The 21,715-nt window shown below is 52.9% G+C and carries 19 protein-coding genes; 11 read left to right on the forward strand and 8 right to left on the reverse strand.

Annotated elements, in window-relative coordinates; genetic code table 11:
• The first annotated feature begins 223 nt into the window (after positions 1-223).
• Together PAECUDRAFT_RS15975 and odhB are read left to right on the forward strand one after the other, a co-directional pair.
• Positions 224-3,094 carry a 2-oxoglutarate dehydrogenase E1 component gene (locus PAECUDRAFT_RS15975; RefSeq protein ID WP_006039153.1) on the forward strand — a complete coding sequence of 957 codons (2,871 nt, stop codon included), beginning with the start codon at positions 224-226 and terminating at the stop codon, positions 3,092-3,094.
• Positions 3,095-3,099: 5 nt separating this feature from the next.
• Positions 3,100-4,344, forward strand: coding sequence for a 2-oxoglutarate dehydrogenase complex dihydrolipoyllysine-residue succinyltransferase (gene odhB / locus PAECUDRAFT_RS15980; RefSeq protein ID WP_006039154.1), 1,245 nt, complete (start codon positions 3,100-3,102; stop codon positions 4,342-4,344).
• A gap of 99 nt (positions 4,345-4,443) precedes the next feature.
• Here odhB and PAECUDRAFT_RS15985 read toward each other — a convergent pair whose 3' ends face one another.
• A complete protein-coding gene (locus PAECUDRAFT_RS15985) occupies positions 4,444-4,869 on the reverse strand; it encodes a GNAT family N-acetyltransferase (protein ID WP_006039155.1) in 426 nt (141 codons plus the stop codon).
• A gap of 231 nt (positions 4,870-5,100) precedes the next feature.
• Here PAECUDRAFT_RS15985 and PAECUDRAFT_RS15990 point away from each other — a divergent pair, with 231 nt between their 5' ends.
• Together PAECUDRAFT_RS15990 and PAECUDRAFT_RS15995 are read left to right on the forward strand one after the other, a co-directional pair.
• Positions 5,101-5,571: an HPP family protein gene (locus tag PAECUDRAFT_RS15990; RefSeq protein ID WP_006039156.1), complete on the forward strand. Its 471-nt coding sequence runs from the start codon at positions 5,101-5,103 to the stop codon at positions 5,569-5,571.
• 82 nt (positions 5,572-5,653) lie between these two features.
• The gene (locus tag PAECUDRAFT_RS15995) at positions 5,654-6,955 is read left to right on the forward strand and encodes a D-alanyl-D-alanine carboxypeptidase family protein (protein ID WP_144266562.1); all 1,302 of its coding nucleotides are present in this window, start codon (positions 5,654-5,656) and stop codon (positions 6,953-6,955) included.
• A gap of 123 nt (positions 6,956-7,078) precedes the next feature.
• On the opposite strand, the gene PAECUDRAFT_RS16000 is transcribed toward PAECUDRAFT_RS15995, so the two are convergent.
• Genes PAECUDRAFT_RS16000 through PAECUDRAFT_RS16025 form a run of 6 tightly spaced genes read right to left on the reverse strand, consistent with a single transcriptional unit; the run spans position 7,079 to position 13,990 of the window.
• On the reverse strand, positions 7,079-8,371 hold the full coding sequence (locus PAECUDRAFT_RS16000) for a YheC/YheD family endospore coat-associated protein (protein WP_006039158.1): 1,293 nt from the start codon (positions 8,369-8,371) through the stop codon (positions 7,079-7,081).
• Between the two features lies 1 nt (position 8,372).
• Complete coding sequence (locus PAECUDRAFT_RS16005; RefSeq protein WP_006039159.1) at positions 8,373-8,864, reverse strand: GNAT family N-acetyltransferase; 492 nt, start codon at positions 8,862-8,864, stop codon at positions 8,373-8,375.
• A gap of 1 nt (position 8,865) precedes the next feature.
• Entirely contained in the window at positions 8,866-10,017 is a 1,152-nt protein-coding gene (locus tag PAECUDRAFT_RS16010) for a YheC/YheD family endospore coat-associated protein (RefSeq protein WP_006039160.1), read from the reverse strand.
• The gene (locus PAECUDRAFT_RS16015; protein WP_006039161.1) at positions 10,017-11,390 is read right to left on the reverse strand and encodes a YheC/YheD family endospore coat-associated protein; all 1,374 of its coding nucleotides are present in this window, start codon (positions 11,388-11,390) and stop codon (positions 10,017-10,019) included. The genes PAECUDRAFT_RS16010 and PAECUDRAFT_RS16015 overlap by 1 nt, the downstream gene beginning before the upstream one ends.
• Complete coding sequence (locus PAECUDRAFT_RS24810) at positions 11,387-12,610, reverse strand: YheC/YheD family endospore coat-associated protein (protein ID WP_006039162.1); 1,224 nt, start codon at positions 12,608-12,610, stop codon at positions 11,387-11,389. The genes PAECUDRAFT_RS16015 and PAECUDRAFT_RS24810 overlap by 4 nt, the downstream gene beginning before the upstream one ends.
• 15 nt (positions 12,611-12,625) lie before the next feature.
• Positions 12,626-13,990: a YheC/YheD family endospore coat-associated protein gene (locus tag PAECUDRAFT_RS16025; protein ID WP_006039163.1), complete on the reverse strand. Its 1,365-nt coding sequence runs from the start codon at positions 13,988-13,990 to the stop codon at positions 12,626-12,628.
• Positions 13,991-14,262: 272 nt separating this feature from the next.
• Between PAECUDRAFT_RS16025 and PAECUDRAFT_RS16030 the strand changes: the two genes are divergently transcribed.
• From PAECUDRAFT_RS16030 to PAECUDRAFT_RS16050, 5 genes are all read left to right on the forward strand, one after another.
• Entirely contained in the window at positions 14,263-14,598 is a 336-nt protein-coding gene (locus PAECUDRAFT_RS16030; RefSeq protein ID WP_006039164.1) for a YlbF family regulator, read from the forward strand.
• A gap of 79 nt (positions 14,599-14,677) precedes the next feature.
• Positions 14,678-14,971: a hypothetical protein gene (locus PAECUDRAFT_RS16035; RefSeq protein ID WP_006039165.1), complete on the forward strand. Its 294-nt coding sequence runs from the start codon at positions 14,678-14,680 to the stop codon at positions 14,969-14,971.
• A 95-nt stretch (positions 14,972-15,066) separates the two neighbouring features.
• On the forward strand, positions 15,067-16,419 hold the full coding sequence (locus PAECUDRAFT_RS16040; protein WP_006039166.1) for a DRTGG domain-containing protein: 1,353 nt from the start codon (positions 15,067-15,069) through the stop codon (positions 16,417-16,419).
• 690 nt (positions 16,420-17,109) lie between these two features.
• Positions 17,110-18,582: a glycogen synthase gene (locus PAECUDRAFT_RS16045; RefSeq protein ID WP_006039167.1), complete on the forward strand. Its 1,473-nt coding sequence runs from the start codon at positions 17,110-17,112 to the stop codon at positions 18,580-18,582.
• Positions 18,583-18,769: 187 nt separating this feature from the next.
• The gene (locus tag PAECUDRAFT_RS16050) at positions 18,770-19,381 is read left to right on the forward strand and encodes a GNAT family N-acetyltransferase (protein ID WP_006039168.1); all 612 of its coding nucleotides are present in this window, start codon (positions 18,770-18,772) and stop codon (positions 19,379-19,381) included.
• A 23-nt stretch (positions 19,382-19,404) separates the two neighbouring features.
• On the opposite strand, the gene PAECUDRAFT_RS16055 is transcribed toward PAECUDRAFT_RS16050, so the two are convergent.
• The gene (locus PAECUDRAFT_RS16055; RefSeq protein WP_040712957.1) at positions 19,405-19,824 is read right to left on the reverse strand and encodes an HD domain-containing protein; all 420 of its coding nucleotides are present in this window, start codon (positions 19,822-19,824) and stop codon (positions 19,405-19,407) included.
• Between the two features lie 55 nt (positions 19,825-19,879).
• On the opposite strand from PAECUDRAFT_RS16055, the gene PAECUDRAFT_RS16060 reads away from it, so the two are divergent.
• Complete coding sequence (locus PAECUDRAFT_RS16060; protein ID WP_006039170.1) at positions 19,880-20,707, forward strand: hypothetical protein; 828 nt, start codon at positions 19,880-19,882, stop codon at positions 20,705-20,707.
• Positions 20,708-21,111: 404 nt separating this feature from the next.
• The gene (locus tag PAECUDRAFT_RS16070; RefSeq protein ID WP_006039172.1) at positions 21,112-21,567 is read left to right on the forward strand and encodes a hypothetical protein; all 456 of its coding nucleotides are present in this window, start codon (positions 21,112-21,114) and stop codon (positions 21,565-21,567) included.
• Positions 21,568-21,715 lie beyond the last annotated feature (148 nt).

Below are 21,715 nucleotides of genomic sequence, written 5' to 3' on the forward strand. Positions count from 1 at the left end.
TTTGAGCGGAAATGACCAAAAACACCAAGGTGCGACAGGAGTAGGTTTGCCTCTGACAGAAGGTGGCGGCGGTAATCGATCTCTTTACGAGAACGATATCATACCAAAGTGTTATTTCTGTCGTAAGGGGGATCTATACTATAATGGTTATTAGGAAACAATACGTCTTTCCTCCACATTGAATATTTAAAATTAATTAATCCAAGACGGAGGTCTCACATCCATGTCAGTGGACAACGGAAACTCGCAACGCCCTTGGGAAGCATTTTATGGTCCGAACCTGGGCTACGCACAAGAACAATATGAACGATATGTTTTGGATCCCGCCTCGGTAGATGAAGCGACACGGACAATGTTCGAGCGCTGGGGCCAACCGCCTGCAGTCGAGACTACGATCGTTAGCGGCTCAACCGCTTCGGCACCTATAGATGCGAATTTGTTGAAGAAAGCGGTTGCAGCGGGCAAACTCGTATGGAACATCCGTACGTACGGACACCTTGCAGCGGATATCGATCCGCTTCACATTGGTCCAGCAGCGGACACTGGCATGATGGAAGCTTCCAAGTACGGCATTACGGAAGCTGATCTTGCGGTTATCCCAGCCGAGCTTGTTTGGAACAATGCGCCAGCAGGAACGGCTAACGGCGCGGATGCGATCCGCAAGCTGAAGAAAGCTTATACAGGAACGATTGCTTACGAGTTCAGCCATGTTCATGTGGAAGCAGAACGGGATTGGCTAAACGATCAAGCGGAGCAGGTCGCGCCTGCCTTTAAGCTGTCTAAGGAAGAGCGCAAGGAGCTTCTTACTGGACTTGTTGAGGCAGAATCGTTCGAGGACTTCCTGCACCGTACGTTCGTTGGCCAGAAGCGCTTCTCGGTTGAAGGCAACGAGTCGGCAGTGCCGCTTGTGAACGAGCTGGTGAAGCAATTGGCGGATTACGGCGCCAAAAACATTTTGCTCGGTATGGCGCATCGCGGCCGTTTGAACGTGCTGGCCCATGTGCTCGGCAAGCCATACAAAAAAATCTTCTCCGAGTTCCACCATTCGCCAAACCGCAACCTTGTGCCATCGGAAGGCTCAATGGGCATCAATTACGGCTGGTCGGGCGACGTAAAATATCACTTGGGTGCGAATCGCTCTTTGAAACGCAGCGAGACGGTTGAAACGCGCATTACGCTGGCGAATAACCCGAGCCACCTTGAGTATGTCAATCCCGTTGTGCATGGCTTTACGCGTGCAGCACAGGAAGATCGTACGCAGCCGGGCTATCCGGTGCAAGATGCGAAATCCGCTGGCGCGATCGTCATGCACGGCGACGCTGCATTCCCTGGCGAAGGCATCGTGACGGAGACGCTCAACATCGGCCAACTGAAAGGCTATACGAACGGCGGCTCCATCCACGTTATCGTAAACAACAAAATCGGCTTTACGACGGAGAGCGTCGATTCGCGTTCGACGCACTATTCCAGCGACCCTGCCAAAGGCTTTGAGATTCCAATCGTTCACGTCAATGCGGATGATCCGGAAGCTTGCTTGCTGGCAGCTCGTATCGCTACAGAATATCGCACGAAGTTCCAAAAGGACTTCCTCATTGACCTAATCGGCTACCGCCGCTATGGCCACAATGAAACGGATGATCCAGAAACGACGCAGCCTACGATCTATGCGAAGGTGAAAGCACATGCTTCGGTAAGCAAGCTGTATGCTGAACGTTTGATTCAAGAAGGCGCGTTTACAGCTGAAGAAATCGAGCAGGTGCGTGTCGAGGTTATGAACCGACTGAAAGACGCTTACGAGGAAATGAAAAACAGCGCCGTTCAAGAGCAGGTTCATCAAGTGACTGACGTTCGCGCAGCTCGTCAAATCGGCAGCATTCCGACAGGTATTTCGCTTGAGAAGCTTCGCCAAATCAATATGCAGCTGCTGCAATGGCCAGCACAATTCAACGTGTATCCGAAGCTTCAGCGTATTTTGGAGCGTCGCGCAGGCGCGTTGAACGAAGGCGAGAAGGTCGATTGGAGCCATGCGGAGACGCTGGCATTCGCAACGATTCTTGCTGACGGGAAGCCGATTCGGATAACCGGACAAGATGCTGAGCGCGCAACATTCGCTCATCGCAACCTGGTCCTGCATGACAGCAGCACGGGCGAAACCTTCTGCCCGCTGCACAAGCTGCCGCAGGCCAAAGCATCATTTGCTATCCATAACAGTCCGCTGTCAGAATCAGCTGTACTGGGCTTTGAATATGGCTACAACGTGTACTCCCCAGAGACATTTGCAATCTGGGAAGCGCAATTCGGCGACTTCGCGAATACGGCACAGGTTCTTATCGACCAGTTCATCTCGGCGGGCCGATCCAAATGGTCGCAAAAGTCAAGCTTGACAATGCTGCTGCCTCACGGCTTTGAAGGCCAAGGACCTGAACACTCCAGCGCTCGCATGGAGCGGTTCCTGCAGATGTCAGGTGAAGAGAACTGGACAGTCGCGTACTTGTCCAGCGCATCGCAGTACTTCCATCTTCTCCGTCGCCAAGCTGCGATTTCGGAGACAGAAGCAGCGCGTCCACTCGTGCTTATGGCGCCTAAGAGCTTGATCCGTAACCCGCGCGTCGCTTCTTCAGCGGCTGAGTTTGCAGAAGGCACGGAGTTCCAACCGATTCTGGAGCAGCCTGGTCTTGGCAGCAAGCCAGAGCGCGTAGAACGCATCGTCTTCTGCACAGGGAAGGTCGCGATCGATCTTGCTGATGCGCTTGATAAAGATGAGAATAAGGATAAGGATTGGCTGCATATCGTTCGCGTCGAGCAGCTGTATCCATTCCCGCAGAAGGAAATCGAAGCGGTGGTCGCACGATTCCCGAACGCGAAGCAATTGATCTGGGTCCAAGAAGAGCCTCAAAACATGGGCGCTTGGTCGTACATGGAGCCGCGCCTTCGCGCTGTATCGCCGGAGGGTGCAACGGTAAGCTACATCGGACGCCCAGAACGTTCGAGCCCAGCTACTGGCTTCCAAGACGTTCATGCATTCGAGCAGCAGCAAATCATTACGATGACGTTCAACCAAAAACCTAGCTTGACATATAGCACTGGGAGGTAACTGCAGTGAGTGACATTATCGTACCAGCAATGGGAGAATCAATTACAGAAGGAACGATCTCGAAATGGGTTGTTCAAGAGGGTGCAACGGTTCGTCAAGGCGACGTTCTCCTCGAACTTGAAACGGATAAAGTAAACATCGAAATCGGAGCAGAAGCCGACGGCGTTGTAACGAGCATTTTGAAGCAAGAAGGCGACACGGTCGCTATCGGTGAAGTCATTGGCACGATTGGCGCAGGTACAGGAGCTGCAGCAGCACCAGCGGCTCCAGCTGCGGCAGCGCCGGCGCCTACAGCACCAGCGGCACCGGTAGCAGCGCCAGCGGCAACAGCTGTTGCCGTAGCAGAAGCTGCGCAAGTGAACGCATCTCCGGCAGCTCGCAAGCTTGCTCGCGAGAAAGGCATTGATCTGAACGCGGTGCCTACGCGTGACCCTATCGGGCGCGTATACTCCGACGACGTGAAATCGGCGTCGAATCGCCCTGCCGCACCGGCAGCTCCTGCAGCGCCAGCGGCTGCTCCTGCAGCTGTACAAGCTGCTGCACCTGGCAAGCCTGCTGAGCGCAAACGGATGTCGCGTCGTCGTCAGACGATTGCCAAGCGTCTCGTAGAAGCGCAACACAATGCAGCAATGCTGACGACGTTCAACGAAGTCGATATGACAGCGATTTTGGACGTACGTAAGCGCCGCAAGGACAAATTCAAAGAGAAGCATGATGTAAACCTCGGCTTTATGTCCTTCTTTACGAAAGCAGTCGTTGGCGCCCTGAAGGCATTCCCGCTGCTGAATGCAGAAATCGATGGCGATGATATCATCGAGAAGCACTACTACGATATCGGTATTGCCGTATCGGCGCCGGAAGGCCTCGTCGTTCCAGTCGTTCGCGATGCTGACCGTCTGGGCTTCGCAGAGATCGAGCGCAACATCGTCGATCTCGCGGTAAAAGCACGCAATAACACGCTGGGCTTGTCCGAGCTGCAAGGCGGCACGTTCACGATCACGAACGGCGGCGTATTCGGTTCGCTGCTGTCGACGCCAATCTTGAATGCACCGCAAGTTGGTATTCTCGGCATGCACAAAATTCAGCTTCGTCCGGTTGCGATCGATGCTGAACGGATGGAAAACCGTCCGATGATGTACATCGCCTTGTCGTACGATCATCGCATCGTAGACGGCGCTGGCGCAGTAAGCTTCCTTGTGAAAGTGAAGGAGCTGCTCGAGGATCCAGAAACGCTGCTGCTTGAAGGCTAATAGGCCGAAGGGCAAGCGCGATAGATTATAAAAAAGCCGTTCGCAGAACCATCTGCGAACGGCTTTTTTTGCATGGGCAAATCCGATGGGTTGCCTGTCTTAGAGCTTCTTGGTCATGATCACATGCGGAATATCAGCCTCTAGGAAAACGTCGGATACGGTCTCGTAGCCCAGCTTCGCATAGAATCGCTCGGCGTGGGTTTGGCCGTGGAGCTTCGCTTTGGCAGCGCCAAGCTGCTTGCCTTGCTGCTCGAGCGCGGAAGTGATCGCAGCGCCGACGCCATATTTGCGATACTCGGGCAGCACGCAGATCCGCTCCAGCTTGGCGATGCCGTCGAGCAGACGAATGCGTCCGGTGCCTGCAGGCGTTCCTTCATAATAAGCGAGCACATGTGACGCTGTCGTTTCGTGCTCGTCATATTCTTCTTGCTCGGAGACGCCTTGCTCGTCTACGAACACTTTTTTGCGAATGCGATAGACGTCCTCCAGCTCCGCCTCCGAAGCGGCGAGTTTGATTTGAACCATGGGCCATACACCTTCCTAACGTTATGAATATTGCCGCGAGCTTGCAGCGTTACGGACTGTCGTTGTTGTACCATGAATAAGGGAGCGAAAGCAAGCCGAGCCCTCCATTCCGGTTGCCAATCGTTAGTCATTGACGATTTCCTGTCCATTCTTTTACAATGGAGCTTAGCGGATATCGACCAGCGAACGGCATGAATGAAACAACGAGTAGGGTAAAGAAAGGTTAGGGTTATGTCCAAAATAAGAGTCGTAATGGTAAGCTTGTATTTGATGGTTATTTACTGGGCCTCGTCACATTTTCCAGATGTGCATACGTTATTTTTCCCGACACTGGGAGCGTTCTGTCTCTTATTCTTAATGCGTTCATTCGAACGGACGGCATGGGCGCGCATTAGCGTTGGTGCCGTTATTGGCGCGACGGTTGGCAATGTGCTTTATTCGATCAATCCAGGGCCAGTGACGTTCTTCTTAAACGCGCTGCTGATGATTACGTTAATTACGCGGATGAAATGGAATGCGCCGCCGATTCTTGCTGTCGCTTTTATTCCTTATTTCTCTCATCCAACAACCGTATGGACGCTTCCGCTCTCTGTCGCGCTTTCGCTTTCCGGTTTAATCGCAACGTTGTGGATTACCGAGACGCTGGAGCGGGGACTTGAGAGCCGGAAGGATAAAGAGTTCGAGCTGGAGTCGGGCATGTAGCTGCTGCTCGTGAATGGGCATGATATCGTAAATCGATCTTCGTATTACAGCAGGATTAAGCAGAGAGTCAGGTGAGACGAACGTGGTCATACGCGGAAACCTAGACAAGCGAAGAACCTTTGCGTGGATGCGGACGATGCTCATCGCCGTGTTCGCTGTGCTGCTCGTATTCCCTCCCGCGGCGAGCGCTGCGGGTGAGAGCACGGCAATAGCGAAAGATCTGGCAAGTGCGGGGGAGCAAACGGCCCTTGCACGGAAGCCGCCTGAGCTGTTGGCAGAGTCGGCGATTCTGATGGATCGGCGCACAGGTACGATTTTATATGAGAAGAATGCTTCACAGCGCATGTACCCAGCAAGCATAACGAAAATCGTGACGGCGATCGTAGCGCTGGAGTCAGCTAACGTAGAAGATGTTGTAACCGTTTCCAAAGAGGCGCGAGGAGAAGAAGGCACGCGGGTGTATTTGGAGGAAGGCGAACAGATGAAGCTCTGGCAGCTGCTGCTCGGCATGATGGTGAATTCCGGCAACGATGCTGCCACTGCCATTGCGGAGCATGTCGATGGCTCGAAGGAAAAGTTCGCTGAGCATATGAATGCTTGGATACGCGAGAAAGCGAATGCTTACGATAGCCAATTCCGCAATCCGAGCGGCTTGCCGGATCCAGAGCATTATACGACTGCAGAGGATATGGCTAAGATTACGCAATATGCAATGAGCAATGAGAAGTTTCGCGAGCTGGTTGGAACGAAGAAGGTCATTTGGAATGGCCAGACCTGGCAGACGGTGCTCGTGAATCATAACAAGCTGCTTGGCACGTACGACGGTGCGACCGGTGTGAAAAATGGTTATACCACCTTGGCGGGCTCTACGCTGGTTGCATCCGCCGAGCGCAATGGGATGGAGCTGATCGGAGTCATTCTGAAGGCGCCTTCCAGCAATCAGATGTATGCCGATATGCGCAGCATCCTCGATTATGGATTTGCAGCATTCGAGCCGAAGCTGCTGTTCGATGAGAATGAAACCTATGAGATGGATGGCGCGCCCGCAGTGGCATATACCGCCGATGAAGCGATTTGGACAGTCGTGCCCAAGGGCGAGAAGCCGAAAGTGATGGTCGACGCGACAGGCGTAGTCCATGTCATGACCTCGCAAGGCGTGTCCAATGCAGGTCGGTTCCGATTGTGGAAAACGACGGATAAGGTTTCAGCTTTGTCCGCAAGCAATGGCCGAACGGCGTCGGCTGAAACCGCACCTGCTGAGCATGCATCAGGGGAGAGTGAAGCAGTCGTGAAAACGATCGCTGGCGCATGTATCGTCTTGGCGTTAGGCGGCGTTGTCGTGTATGGATTGCGTCGACGCAATCGCATCACCCCTAGCGGCTAATGTAAGGTAAGGCCGCTTGATCGACGAGCGCGCGAGAGAGCAATTCTCGTCGACACCACAAATATAAAAGCAGCTCTAATTCCGTCAGCAAGCGGAGTTAGAGCTGCTTTTTATTCCATTCGTTTAGTCGACTAATTTATCGATCCAACGCGTGTCGGCAGGCGACATTTCCAGCGAGGCTTCTTTTTTGCTGGCGGTACGCGAGGGCGAGACGGCGCTAGCGCTTGTACGGCTTCCCTCGGGCAAACCAGAGCTGCTGTCAGAGCCAGAAATAACAGCTGTTTCCGCAGCGGCATCCGATTCGTGCGCAGACTTCTTTCTCCGTTTCTGATCGTACAAATAAAGGGCATATTCAAGCGGGCGAACGATTGCGCGCTGGTAGGTTTCTTTGTCCCCCGCTTGATTAAACACTTCGCGGGCCGGCTTCGGGTTAACCTCCAGCAGCCAGACGCGCCCATCCTTGTCGATGGCGAGGTCAAGCGCTAGCTCGCATAACCGGCCATACGTTTGCTCGAGATATTCGGCAACTTGAATGCCAACCTGCTCGGCCTCCTGTTTGGCCTTCTCGATCATCGTCTCATTCTTGATCCACATCTTTAGCAGCTGGTTCATGGTAGCGGCTTGCCCGCCGCCATGCAGATTGGAGGTTACGCTTCGAGGCGCGCCGATCCGGCCTGCACAGCCCGTTAATCGCCATTTGCCCTCGCGGTCCTTCTGAACGAGCATCCGGTAATCATGCACGCGGCCGCTCGGCAGTTTGAGCGCGATTCCCTGCTGGACGAGGTAACGTCCGCCCTTCAAATTCCAGGAGGAGAGGCGACCGGCAAGCTCCGCCGTCGTAATCCGCTGCGGCGGCACAATGCGGCGCTGCTGATCGCGTCCTTGCAGCAGCAGCCGATCATTGCCAATCCGCTCGATGCGCAGAATGCCCCGGCCGCCTGTACCGTTGATGGGCTTCAGGTAGATAAGCGGATACTTGCGCAGCATAGACGTCAGGTCCGCCATCGATTCATACATTCGGGAGCTCGGGAGATGCGCCGTGAAGCGCGCATCGCGGGACAATGTGCGATGAACGGTCATTTTATTGCGAAGCGGACGGTTCAAGAAGGTGAGATGGCCGTACTTCGCGCGGAATCGGCGAAGCTCTTCGAACCGATGCGAGCGTTGGATCCGGCAGCGGTCGAAGATAAGGTTCGGGAACGAGGTCCAGCGCCGAGACCATTTTTTCGTGGAGCTATCATAAACCATCGCATGAATCCGATTCGACTTGTAGTTCACGTCTTCAGGCGTGAAGACGAAGACGTCAAGCCCCATCTTGCGGCCTGCGACGGTCATGCGCTGATAGATCGAACGCTCCTCAAGCGAGCCGTTGTTGTCCAAATATAAGGTCAAGATGCCGAGCACCGGCTGCGTCATGCTACAAAGCCTCCTTCGCTGGCGCTTCAGCATGAGCTGCCGCCATGTGGAAGCCATCTGTCTCGAACCGGAGCGTAGGCTTTCCGGTCGGGCCGGTCTCGACGCTTACGGCTTTCAAGCCGGCATGGAAAAATAATTGCATGCTGGCAGGATTGTCAGCTGCGATTTTGCAGCACAGCCTGCCGCCGCAGCGATTGGCAAGCGCTTCAATGAGCCGACGGCCGATGCCGCCCCCTCGCGCATCCGGTCGGACGACAACGAGGCAGGCGGTTTCGCCGGCGTTAACCGCGAAGGCGAAGCCAAGCAAACGGCCTTGATCATGGGCGATGACGACAGCAACCGAAGAGGGGGCGCATGCCCCCGTTGCTTCGGCGAGGAGCATCGCCCGGAGGCCCGCCGCGGTAATCCGCCTGTCGCCGTGCCGCTTCGCGAATGCGATCAGCCGGTCCCGCCAGTTGGGCCACTGCGAGGGCTTTAACCGTACGATGTCCATGCTACACGCCTCCTGCTTTTTCCTTTTTCTTGCCGTATAAATATAAGCCGTAATGAAAAATTCGCTCTAGCGACTTGCGGCGAATATGTGGCTCGTCGAATTTCATTGGCTTGGAGTTGGCTTCGAAGAACCAAACGTTTCCAGTGTCGTCCACGCCAAGATCCATGGACATTTCGCCGAGCAAAAGGCCGGAGCCGCGCTCGATTTGCTTGGCGATCAGCAGCGACGTATTTTTGGCTTTAATCATAATTTTACGCGCTTCCTCATCGCCGAACGTCGTCGTCAGCAGCTTCTCAGGGTCCTCGATGCTGCCCCCTCGCGGCACATGGGTTGTGATGCTTAGCGTGCCAGCGACCCGCGCGCCGATTCCGGTAATGTCCCATTGCCCGCGTTGGTTTTTTTGCACAAGCGCGCGAAGGTCGAATCGACGATCATCCACAGTCGCAAGGGTAATGCCCTGCTGCGCAATGTACGTTTCGCCTAGGCTCTGTTTGCGGATTCGCGTCCACAGCTTCGGAATGGAGGAGCAGTTGTAGGTGATGCTCTTTTTATCCTCCTGGATTTTGAGCCGATAGGGCAGCTGCTTCTCAGGCAGCACCTTCACGGTCATGATCCCCTTGCCGGCTTTGCCGCTGACGGGCTTCAAGTATAGGAAAGAATGCTTGCGCATCAGCCGAGTCAGCCCCGTCCGCGATACCATCCGCCTCGTCGTCGGGATGAACGGTTTGGTCGTCTTGGACAGCTTAAGCCATTCGAACAAGTTCCATTTGTTGAAAAACGTCGGGTTATACAGTTGGGTGCGCGGATGCTTCATGCAGGATGCGATTTTGCCGCGTACGGCTGGAAGCACCTCATCCTCGCGAAGCGGGATGCGGTTGTAGATAACGTCGGGGAAAGGGAACAGCTGGTCGTGCCACTGTTCCGCCCGATCATCGAACGTATATCCCTTTACTTGATTTTTGGATAGATTCAGATGCTTAACCGTTAACACGTAAACGATGAAGCCCATTTCCCGACCGGTCCGAATAATATCGGCAAAATTTTCCCGGTTGCCGCGGAACATCAGCATATCGTCCTCGATCGTTAAGATGGCCAGCACGGGGCGCCGGGCGTGAAGCTCGGCGGCCTTATCGTCGGACAGCGCGAGTTCCATTAGTTGTTCCCTCCCTGAAACCGGCTCAGGTAGAGGCAGTGGTCTAATATATAGGCGAGCGACGCGCGTCCTTGCTCCTTCAACGCAGGATGTTTGAAAATAGAGCGTCCAGGCTTCGCATTCGCCTCGAACATCCATACCTCGCCGTCTTTATCGATGCCAAGGTCGAGGCCAAGCTCGCCCAAGCGATGCGGATAGTTGCGTTCGATCGCTTCCGAGAGCTTGATGGAAACCTCCTTGGCTTTCTCAAGCATCTCGTCTGCGCGATCGCCGAAAGCGCGACTCAGCGCGTTTTCCGGCGTCATGAGCGAGCCGCCGTTTTTCACATGCGTCGTTACGCTGCCGCGCCCTGCTTTCTTGGCCCCAATGCCTGCTGGCACCCAATTGTTGTTGCCATCCTTGTGCATATGGAAGCGGAAGTCGATCGGGCAGCCGTCGATTTCAATCAACCGAATGCCCTGCTGGCTGACGTAATGGCTCAACGTTGCGCCGTGGCGACCCTGCAGCATCCGCATCAGGCTGTTGAAATTCGAGAAACGAAGCAGCACGTTGCTGCTGCCTTTCCGGAAGCGGGCGAAGTAGCCGCGTTTCGGATGATAGGTGAGCCGATAAATGCCGATGCCCAAGCTGCCTGCGGTTGGCTTGAAATAAAGGAATTGATGCTTCTCGAGCATCTCTTTCATTTTCTCGGGCGTCGGCTTGGATACGGAGTCTGGCAAATGCTTGAGCGCTTCTACGTCTTTATCGAGCATTTTGTACACGTCTGATTTATTGAAGAACGTCCAGTTGAAGAACGGGATTTTATGCTTAATGAATCGGTCGCGGAACGAAGCGCTCGCCGCGGTCGTCTCGGCTCTTCGGCTAGGCAGCCGGTTATAGACGACATCGGGGAGCGGAACGACTTTACGAACAAAACCGCCTTGGCTGTTTAAGAAATAGCCGTTGATCGTTTCCTGCTGCCAGTTGACGTCGCGGGGCGTGAAGGCGAAGAAATAAGCTTTCTTCTCGCCGGCGCGAAGCAATTGGCGAATGAAAGGGGTGCGGGAGCCAAAGGGCGTCGGTTCGCCGCGGAAGCCGGAGTCGCACAGCACGCCTACGAGCGGACCTAATTGCAGCTCATTGTCGCCGTCCTGCAGCAGATAGACGTTGCCGGATTTTGGGACGCGTATCGATTGGCGAACGCTGGCCGAGAGATAGATGTGATGGCCTTGCCGCTTCAGCGGCTTGACGGTAGCCGTAATCGTTTCTTTGCCGAGCTTAATGTGAACCGATTTCTTCCCGGCGAGATTAAGAGACTTCAACACCGGATTCGACAAATAGACGACACGGTCGGATTGTTGCGAGAATTGCACATTGCATAAAGTCAAACTCATGGGTGAACCTCCTGAACGTAGTCCGATGGGAATCCGACAAAGGGGTCAAAACGTTTGGCTGCCGGCGGCTGGAGCTTTCTTCCGCCAGCGAGCGAGCATGCGTAGGCGATTATTCGGCTTGCGGACAGCTGCTCCGCCTGCTTATCGCCGATCCGCCGGAACGATTGCCTGCCGGGCTTGGAGTTGGCCTCCAGCAGCCACAGCTTGCCGGTCGGCGTAATGCCGAAGTCGAAGCCGAACTCGGCGAATCGGCCGAAGTGGCGTTCGATTGCCGGCGCCGCCAATAGGGCGGCTTCTTCCATTCGCGTGAGCAGGCGGTCGGCTATGCGCTCGCCATACAGCTGCGATAATCGCGTGAAGGCAGCGACCGCTGCTCCGCCTCCGTGGAGATTAGATGTCACGCCGCCATTCGCGCCTACGCGGCAGGCGGCTCCAGTCGCCTGCCAACGACCGCTGCCGTCTTTTTGCACCAGCAGGCGAACGTCATGCGGGCGACCTTCCTCATCGCTAAGCGATAGGTAGGGTTGAACGAGATAAGTGGCAGAGCCGATAAAGCGTTCCAGCCATTGCGAGGCTTCGGCTCGTTCCGGCGCTGCGTAAGAAAGCGCGAAAGGCTGATTGCTGCGCTTTGTGCGTCCAGCGATGGCAAGAGATCCGTCTGATTGCGATTGGATTCGAAGGGCACCTCTGCCTTGCATGCCGGCTGACGGCTTCAGGAAGAGGCCGTTTGGCTGCTTGCGAAGCTGGCCAATGAGGTCGGCGCCCCGTTGGAACAGCCAGGTGGCGGGCAGCAGCGGACGGAGTGCCGGCTGTTGCTCGAGCGCCGTATAGACGCGCCATTTGCCAGGCAAATCGCTATTCAGCAGCCGTGCTCCGCTGCGGGCAATCAATGCGCGCAGTGCGGTGCGGCATCGCAGCCGCTCATCCATGCTGTTCGCGTAGCTTCGGTCGTAGACCAGATCCGGGAGCGCGCAATTCGCTGGCTCCCATCGGTCGCCATTGAGCTGAAAGCCGGTTATTTGCCCTGCAGCAGGCATGCTGCTGTCAGGATCGACCACGATGACGCATACGCCTTGCTCGCTGCCGGATGCTGCCAACAGCCGGCAAAGCCGATCCTCTGGCATACGAATGGGATTGCTGTCATCAGATAGTAGTGAACGAGCAGGCAGGGAGGGAAGCTTAGCAATAAACACGGCGAGCATTAACCAGTATCGGACCATAGCAAACCTCCGCATTCAGAAGCCGGATAAATACCGGCTATATTGAATCATCCTGAGCACCGATGGCCGAATTTTCTGCTCCGTCAGCGGTGTATTATCGTTCTTCGAGGGCTTCGAGTTGACTTCGAGCAGCCAGACGCGCCCGCTTGTATCGACTGCAAGATCGATTCCAAGCTCGCCAAAATGGGCGGGGATATGCGTGTCGATGCCTTCCGCGATCTCAAGCGCCGCCTTCTGAAGCCTGGCGGCTGCCTCTTGGCGGCCAGCTGCAAGATTGGATTTGCCAATCGCTTCGCGAACGGTGCTGAGCGTACCGCCTCGTGCGAGGTTGGATACAAAATGAGCGCCGCCGGCCGTTCGGGCTACGATGGAGGTGACGGACCAAACGCCGCTTGCGTTTTTTTGCACAAGCGCTCGAAAATCAACAGGACGCTTCGCGATATCAATAAGCGTGAGCCCTTGCTGGATTTGATACCGCACCGTTTTCATCTTGCCGCTGATCGCGGAGAACAGCTTAAGCAAGCTCGCGTAATGCTGCTTGCGCGTACCGGCTGTCGTTGTGAACATCGCCTGATAGCCGCCCGATTCCAGCCGCGTGATTTTGATAATCCCCTTGCCGAGGCTTCCGCGTACGGGTTTGAGGAACACGGTGTAATACTTGGAGCACATCGCTTTGAGCATCGTAAAGTTGCGCAGGAGATGGGATTCGGGCAAATACTTGGTTAGTGATTGAGCGCCGCGGAGCGCATCGAACACCTCATGCTTGTCGAGAAATTTCTCGTTGAACACCTGCGTGTTGTGCTTGCGTTTGACTTCCTTCATAAACAGCTGCACGTTCGGTTTGTTTTCCAGCTTGCGCGAGGTTAGCCGGTTATTGACGATGTCCGCGATCGGGAGCGACATTTGCTTCCAGCCGTTCTGGTATACCCAGCCTTCAACGGTGTCGGTGCTTTCCTGAATGCCATTGGGGGTAAAGAAGTATACATGTGCGCCTTGCGCTGCGCAGCCGTCGACCAATTCCTTGCAAAACATCGTAATCGACCCGAAGGGGCGATCCGGCATATGCGGATAATCGCGGCTGACAAGTACGCCGATCAGCGGTCCAAGCGAGAGCGTGGAGGATTTCTCGGCATAATGCAGCCGGAGCGTCGCGCCATTGGCCAGGCCGATGCGCCGCGCGAGGCTTTGATTCATGCGCATGCCTTCATAGCGGGCGACCGATACGACCTTGATGGGCTGCTTGTAGCCGCCCAACCTTAGCGTCACTGGCTGGCCTTGCGGGATTTTCCATTGTTTCATGTAGGATTCGCCCAGCATGATCGCATCGTCCGGGAGCAAGCCGGAGCCGACCGCCTGGACAGCGACTTTGGATTTGAGCATCATAAATCTCCTTCCAAGCAGGAGGATGACGTAGACTAGAAGGGGCTCTGGGTGTTTTACACGAATTCCTTCATCATATGAGGACATCTATCCCTTGGTGATTGGCCATATTGCGACTTTCTGAAAAGGACGGCCTTGTAATCCGCCCAACGTTGGGCAGTACGTCCTTTTTTTGAAGCAAACGATCGGCAGTGACTTGGCTGGGCGCCTTGCTCGGTGGTATGATCAAGATAGTAAATACTTGTATTCGGACGTTATAGGAGTGAGTGAGAATGAACGTACATGATAAAGCTTACGAGTTGGCGAAGTCGCTGCGCGAATGCCCGGAAGCGCAGGCGCTGAAGGCCGCGAGAGCAGCGGTTAATGGCGAAGCGGAGGCAAGCCGGATGCTGAATGAATTTCTGGAGCGGCAGCATCAGCTGCAGCATCGGATGATGGGCGGCGAGGAGCCGTCGCCTGCTGATCTTGAGATGATGAATAAATTGTACGAGGTGCTCGCGCTGAACCCGCTCATCAGCCGTTATTTTGAGGCGGAGCGCCGGTTCGGTGTCATGTTCGACGATGTTAACCGCATTTTGGGCGAAGGATTGAAGTCGGTATTGGAATAATGAGCATTTCTCCGACATAGGATGGGTAGGGACAAGCGATATACGTTCGTTCAAACTCGTTCGATCTAGGGGGATGTCTATGTCCACGGGGAAGTTTCGCCACGTCTTATATTTAGCAATCGCTGTTTCGATGGTCTTGTATGCGTTGCCGAGAATAGGGATCAAAGAACAATGGACATTCGGGACGTTGTTCGGCGTCGTCTGGCTGGTGTTCGCCCTCTTCGTCATTAGCGCGCAGCTGTATACGATCTTCGGCGTAGATGAAGAGAAGAAGCGCCAGCTGGCGCTCATCAAGCGCGAGAAGTCGCTTCGCTGGGAGGAGCGGCTGCAGCGCGTGCCAACAGCCGCCAAGTATCGTCGTTCGAAGGAATGAGCGAAGCCCGACGCCGGCTGGAGAAGCTGGGCGACGGGCTTTTTGTATGTGAGGCCACAACGAGAAACGCGGCAGGAGTAGGAGGAAGAAGCGGCATGACGAAGGGATCAGGCATCGATGCATCGCTAACGAAGCATGAGCAAATATTGGCGGCGATTGAGAAGCTGGAGGTTGGCTCCAAAATTTCGGTGAGAGCGATTGCGAAGTCGCTCGGCGTCAGCGAAGGGACGGCCTATAAGGCGATTAAGGATGCGGAGACGGCTGGCATGGTCAGCACGCGAGAGCGGATCGGCACGGTGCGGATTGAAAAGCGCAGCAGAGGCACCGCAATCCAGCTAACATTCCGAGAGGTTGCAGAGATGGTTGAAGGACAAGTGCATGGCGGCGAGATCGGGCTGGACAAGCCGCTGCATAAATTCGTCATCGGCGCCATGGAGCTGGAAGCGATGATTCGCTACATTGATGAAGGAAGTCTGCTGATCGTCGGCAACCGCGAGAGCGCCCATCGTTACGCATTGGAGCAGGGAGCGGGCGTGCTCGTCACAGGCGGCTTTGCCCCGGGCGAAGACATGAAGCGGCTAGCCGACGAGCTGGCGCTTCCGATCATCGTCTCCCGATATGACACGTTCACCGTCGCTTCAATGATTAACCGCGCGATGTATGACCGGCTCATTAAGCGTAAAATCATGCTCGTCGAGGACATCGTCGCCATGAGCAAGCCGGCGCAGGTGCTGATGCCGACAGATACCGTCGCTGCGTTCCAGCGGCTGGCTGTTCAGACCGGGCTGTCGCGATTTCCTGTTATAGACGAGCGCGGCAGAGTGGCAGGCATGATGACGGCCAAGGACGCGGTTGACGCTGCGGAGGATCAGACATTGGACCGTGTCATGACGCGCCATCCGATTACGGTAGCGCCGAACATCGCGGTTGCTTCCGCTGCCCACACGATGGCGAGCGAGGGGATTGACCTGCTGCCAGTTGTCGATCGGCATCGCAAGCTGCTTGGCGTCGTCAGCCGCCGCGACGTTCTCGACGCGATGAAGTATGCGGGCAAGCAGCAGGAGACCGGGCAGACGTTCGACGATCTCATGTGGGACGGGTTCGAGCAGCAGCATGTCGAGGAAGGGACGGAGCACTTGGAGTATCGGTATGTTGGCAAAATGATGCCGCAGATGTCGGGCTCGCTCGGCACCGTTTCCGAAGGCGTGCTGGCTGCGCTCATGACCGAGGCGGCGCGTCGGTTCATTCGGATCGTCGGCAAGCATGATTACGTATGCGAGAGCCTGACGACCTATTTCTTGCGCCCCGTACAGATCGACAGCGACATCGTCATGACGCCGCGCGCGCTTGAGATCGGCCGCAAGCTGTCTAAGCTGGAGGTCGAGGTTGCCGATGGCCGCGGTTTGGCGGCGAAGGCGATGATTACGGTGCAGACGATCGATCCGTGATGAGCATGTTTCATAATAATGATTGGATTGCTCCTTTGATCGAATTCGTCATCCTTACTGCGGTTTCTGTTTGGTGCTGCGGGTGGATGAGGCGAGATGGTTTGAAGAGGCGCTCCGAGCTAGATTGCAACTGCAAAAATAAGCGAATTAGAGGCGGTCCCAAAAGTCTTGCTCAAGACTATTGGGACCGTTTTATATGTTCCAAATGGACTCTTATAGCCATATCGTTGCACTTTGTACAACGAGAAAGGTGGGATTGACTTGTCCCAAAGGCTCCCATTGCAGTTCATGCAACCAGATACGATATAAAAGAGACGCAATGTGCCCAAACCATCGAATGTCGCCTTTCCCGTTGCGCAATATGCAATGAGACCTGCTCACTTCTGCGCTTGAGTGGCTTCTGATTGTACGAACTGCAATGAGCAGCAGGCCAGGCTACTGCTCGCACCAACGCCGCTTTACATGCGGTTTATGCCGCAGTCTGCTTAATCTAACCCAAACTCCGTAAAATTCTTCTGCGCTCCTGTTGAACCAACGTTGGTTTACAAATTATATCATTAATATGAAGAAGAACTTTGTCTTATTATGTCGAATTATGTGATTTGTTGACAACGACGAAACCTATGTGCTACTTTATGTGCAAACGTATGCATAATAGGATAGACAGAGAGAGTGGAGGAATCATACCTTATGACTGCCTTATCCCCAATTGAAGCTTTATTCGTCTCGACAGAAGTCTACCCGTTCGCCAAAACGGGCGGGCTTGCCGATGTGGCGGCCTTCCTGCCCAAAGCGCTGCGGCAGCGCGGATGCGATGTCCGCATCATGATGCCGAAATTCAGAAGCGTGCAGGAGCGCTTCAGCGGCGAACTGCGCTTCGTTGCTTCATTCGAGCTGGCGCTCGCGGGCCGCATCGTGCAAGGCGCGGTCGAGACACTCGAATACGGCGGCAATATCGTCTACTTCATCGATTGCCCGCATTATTTTGACCGGGAACGGATCTACGATTACGAGGATGAGCTTGAACGGTTCGTCTTTTTCTGCAAGGCGGCGCTGACGGCGCTTCCGAAGATCGGCTTTCAGCCGTCCCTCATTCATTGCAACGATTGGTTGACGGGCTTTATTCCCTTTTTCCTGAAAAATGAGTTCCGCCAACTTCCATATTACGCCGGCATGAAGACACTGTTCACGATTCACGCGATGCTGTATCAAGGCGTCTTCCACCAACGTGCAGCCACGGAGGTGTTAGGGCTGGATTGGTCGTATTTCACCGAGCGCGGCCTCGATTTCTACGGCCAGCTGAACTGCATGAAGATCGGCATACTGTCCGCCGATAAGGTAAGCACGGTCAGTCCGAGCTATGCAACGGAGATTAGCAAGCTGTCTCCTCTGCAGATGGAGCCGCTTGCGCCGGCACTGCGTACGCGCAGGAAGGATTTGCACGGTATTTTGAATGGCATCGATATGGAAGAGAACAATCCGGCGACGGATAAGCGGCTGTTCACTCAATATGATGCTTCCGACTTGTCCGGTAAAGCAGTTAACAAGCGCGAGCTGCAGCAGCTGCTCGGCCTCCCGGTCCGTCCGGATGTGCCGATCATCGCCCTGATTTCCCGGCTGGAAATTACGAAAGGGCTTTACCTGCTTGAGAAGTCGTATCATGAGCTGCTCAAGGATGATGTGCAGCTGATCGTCGTCGGGGACGGCATTCCGTATTACGATTATTTGTTCAACCACATCATGGAGCGATTCCCGAACAATATGCGCTACAGAACCTATGAAGAAACGTTGGCGTATCGTGCCTATGCGGGTGCGGATCTGTTCCTGATGCCATCGTACACGGAAGCGTGCGGCATCAGCCAGCTCATTGGCATGCGTTACGGCACGGTGCCAATCGTCCGGGAAACGGGAGGATTGGTGGATACGGTCCAGCCTTATAACGCGGAAACTGGCGAAGGCACTGGCATTACGTTCAAGTACGCTAACCAATGGGTCATGCTTGATGCGATTCGGCGCGGCGTGGAGCTGTATCATGACCGGGACGCCTGGGATGGCGTGGTGGCTAGATGCATGACGCAGCAGCTGGGCTGGGATCAGTCGGCTGGCGAGTATCGGAAGCTGTATGAGAAGATTGTTGGGGAAAAGCGGACAGTGGAAGCTTAACAAAGTGGTGTTATGTGTAGGTTTGCACGCTAGCCTGTTTATTCGAATGGCTGCTGGAGCAGTAACTAAGTTTATCGTTTATGAGCTTATCGGAAACGTCGCCCAATATAGGGTGGCGTTTTTTTGTTTATAGAAAGTGAGCCGTCTGAATGCCTTCATGTGTACTTCTCCCCTCGTCTGAGGCACAATGGATAAAGACGAGACGAGTCGGAATGACTGGAAAGCGGTGAGCTTATTGGAAGCTATGGACTACCAGATTACGGACGATTGGGACGAGGAACGCTGGCAAGCGGCAGAACGCATTTATGAGCAAGCCTTCCCGCTTGACGGCAAGAAGAGCCGAGACATCATTCGAGGCATGTTTGCCAAAAGGATGTGCCAGCTGCATACCATCGCGTATGGCACGGAAATCGTAGGGATGGCACTAACGGGTATCGATCAGCGTGTTGGCGCTGTAATCATTGATTATATTGCGGTTCGAGCGGATTATCGAGGAACGGGAGTAGGCAGATCCCTGCTGGATCGTATTAAACAGTGGGGGCACGAAACGGCTGGCTGCAAGGGCATTATCGTCGAAGTCGAATCTGAAGCGACGGCGGAGAACTGGCAGCGGAAACATTTTTGGCAATCGAACGGGTTTCAGCTTACGGATTATGTGCATCGCTACATTTGGGTGCCAGAAACGTACCAAGCGATGGTGATGAGCTTCGATGAGAGGGAGCCGCTGCCGGAGGATGGGAAGCTGCTGTTCCGGAGCATTACAAGGTTTCATGAGAAGGCGTATCGCGGGTCGAAATAGCTGTGCATAGCACAATGATAGCATCAACGATACAAAATCCGCAGCGCCTGTTGATATTTTTCGATTCGCTTGATGTCTTGCTCCGAAGGGGTTGGAATGCGTGAAATATCCATGTTGTCTGCAATATCAAGGATTTTGACTTTGGTGGCTAATTCATTTTGTTTGATTCTTACAATAAAGGATTCGTAGCTTTCACCCTCAAGCTTCGTTAGAGCGGTTAGCGCATCGAGGATGCTTTGGCTAAACCCATCGGTGACAAGATCTTGCAGTCGGTAAGACGTATCCTCTAGGACATCATGAAGGACGGCGACTATTCGCTCATCCTCTGTTGATGCTTTGGTCAGCAGGCGGAGCGGGTGAAGGATGTATGGGTTTCCGCCCTTGTCGGTCTGGCCGTCATGTATCTCGGTGGCGATAAGAATGGCTTTGGTCAATGTGGACAGTGGGATCACCTCAGTGTTTTATTTTTTATTATAACTTTGTTAGACGGGGAGTAACATGAGAAGAAATAAGAGAATTGATGTCAAGTTTGTTCAAGGCGTTAATCCATTAGATACACAGTTGGAACAAATGCTCCAAGATTCGAATGCTACGATCGATGAGTATCCTCCAATTGCGGTCATCATTCAAAATCTATATGCAGATACTGATGCTTATCAATCTCTCCAATCTTTTATTTGCGAAAATAAACTGGAATATACAGAGTACGAGTATAGAGAATACAAGAAAAAAGAATTGAACGAAGCTGACTATTTTGATGTTAAATTACATTACCCGTGGGGACATGTAGAAAAAAGTGCTCTAGATCATGGGACAAAATACGACGATCGGAACAAATGTCCGAAATGCGGCGAAGGAAAATACCAGATTACAGATTTAATCATTGATACGAAGAAAATGGGCAAACGACAAATCGCATTTAACTATCCGGATATTATAGTCACCGAACAGACGAGGAGCGTTATAGAAGAAAATCAACTTACTGGATGCAAATTTAGGGAGGTTATTGAGCGCAAAGGATTGGAACGTACAAATATATTTCAATTAGTGCCAACCCAAGTGTTGGATCCAATGAATCTCGCTAAAATGAGACTTGTTAAGCACCAATATTGTGACGATTGTTATCGTGGCGCTGTTTTAAGATCAGAAATTATTTATCCTAAGGCCTCTTTACTGTATGCGAAAGATTTCAATTATTCAATGGAGTACTATGGATTTGGAACCTATTGTACACGAAGATTAATCGTTAGCTCGAAGGTTCGTAAAGTATTTATGGAAAATAAAATAAGATTATTTGAATATGAACCGATAGTAATTGAAAGCTAGCGGTATGAAAAGAGGTATTCGCTATATTGAAAAAAATAATTTACCTAACCTGTACAGTTATGCTGTGCATAGCATTGATCTGGTTTTTTAAAGGCTATCTTTTTACCACTACTTTATACATACGATTTAATAAAGATATATCACTTGAAAGTGCAGAAAAATATACCAGTAACATATATAAACATGTAGATTATACGTGCAATGAATCAAAAACTAAAAGACCTGTTTATTGTAGAGTGAGAATCTATACGAATCCCATCCGCTATAAGGCGATTCGCAAAAAAATCGAATCCAGCCTTGAAGTTACTTCGGTAGGTTTTTTGTATGAGCTTATGAAGAAAGGCCCTGAGGGTGAAGGGTTTTGAGTTCACAGTAATATTTGATAAACATCAGGAGGTAATAAATTGAAAGTAGATAGTTTAGACGTTTATTACATGATTGATGGAAATATATCGAACAAACAAACAAAGATGTACTACGAACAAATAGCTAAAGACGAAGTGAATAGTATTTATTTCGAAGTTCAAATGAATGATCGTCAGATAAAATCTAAGTTAAACGCTTCAATGGAATATGCAATTAAATATTTACAGAAAGAGCTCCCAAATCATATTAGCATTGCTTGTTGTCAATCTTGCCTACATGGCAATTTCAACCCGTTTGGTGACGTTGAAAACGAAATATTCTGTTTAAAAGATAAGAGACTTAATAATCGGGCTGATGTCGTTGAATGGTTTAGCACCTCAGATTTATCGCTTGAAACTAGAAGGAGGAAACTTCTCGATTTTTGTTCGGATTTTAAGCATATATCTCAAAATGAGAAATACACTTACAATGATTGGGATTCAGAAAATTTGTGAACTTAAATTGCTACTCAAAGACGCGGCAAAATATCCCCCAATAACCATTGACAATCCCACAAAATCGCGCTATCCTTATCCATGAAAACGTCTTCAGACGTTGGCACAACCACTAATCATAAAGGCAATGTTACCTTTACAGGTACAA

The organism is Paenibacillus curdlanolyticus YK9 (assembly GCF_000179615.1).
Taxonomy (GTDB): Bacteria; Bacillota; Bacilli; order Paenibacillales; family Paenibacillaceae; genus Paenibacillus_T; species Paenibacillus_T curdlanolyticus.

Coding starts and splice junctions, on each gene's coding strand:
- PAECUDRAFT_RS15975 (WP_006039153.1), top strand. CDS start 224: ATGTCAGTGGACAACGGAAACTCGCAACGCCCTTGGGAAGCATTTTAT.
- PAECUDRAFT_RS15985 (WP_006039155.1), bottom strand. CDS start 4,869: ATGGTTCAAATCAAACTCGCCGCTTCGGAGGCGGAGCTGGAGGACGTC.
- PAECUDRAFT_RS15990 (WP_006039156.1), top strand. CDS start 5,101: ATGTCCAAAATAAGAGTCGTAATGGTAAGCTTGTATTTGATGGTTATT.
- PAECUDRAFT_RS16000 (WP_006039158.1), bottom strand. CDS start 8,371: ATGACGCAGCCGGTGCTCGGCATCTTGACCTTATATTTGGACAACAAC.
- PAECUDRAFT_RS16005 (WP_006039159.1), bottom strand. CDS start 8,864: ATGGACATCGTACGGTTAAAGCCCTCGCAGTGGCCCAACTGGCGGGAC.
- PAECUDRAFT_RS16010 (WP_006039160.1), bottom strand. CDS start 10,017: ATGGAACTCGCGCTGTCCGACGATAAGGCCGCCGAGCTTCACGCCCGG.
- PAECUDRAFT_RS16015 (WP_006039161.1), bottom strand. CDS start 11,390: ATGAGTTTGACTTTATGCAATGTGCAATTCTCGCAACAATCCGACCGT.
- PAECUDRAFT_RS24810 (WP_006039162.1), bottom strand. CDS start 12,610: ATGGTCCGATACTGGTTAATGCTCGCCGTGTTTATTGCTAAGCTTCCC.
- PAECUDRAFT_RS16025 (WP_006039163.1), bottom strand. CDS start 13,990: ATGCTCAAATCCAAAGTCGCTGTCCAGGCGGTCGGCTCCGGCTTGCTC.
- PAECUDRAFT_RS16030 (WP_006039164.1), top strand. CDS start 14,263: ATGAACGTACATGATAAAGCTTACGAGTTGGCGAAGTCGCTGCGCGAA.
- PAECUDRAFT_RS16035 (WP_006039165.1), top strand. CDS start 14,678: ATGTCCACGGGGAAGTTTCGCCACGTCTTATATTTAGCAATCGCTGTT.
- PAECUDRAFT_RS16040 (WP_006039166.1), top strand. CDS start 15,067: ATGACGAAGGGATCAGGCATCGATGCATCGCTAACGAAGCATGAGCAA.
- PAECUDRAFT_RS16045 (WP_006039167.1), top strand. CDS start 17,110: ATGACTGCCTTATCCCCAATTGAAGCTTTATTCGTCTCGACAGAAGTC.
- PAECUDRAFT_RS16050 (WP_006039168.1), top strand. CDS start 18,770: ATGGATAAAGACGAGACGAGTCGGAATGACTGGAAAGCGGTGAGCTTA.
- PAECUDRAFT_RS16060 (WP_006039170.1), top strand. CDS start 19,880: ATGAGAAGAAATAAGAGAATTGATGTCAAGTTTGTTCAAGGCGTTAAT.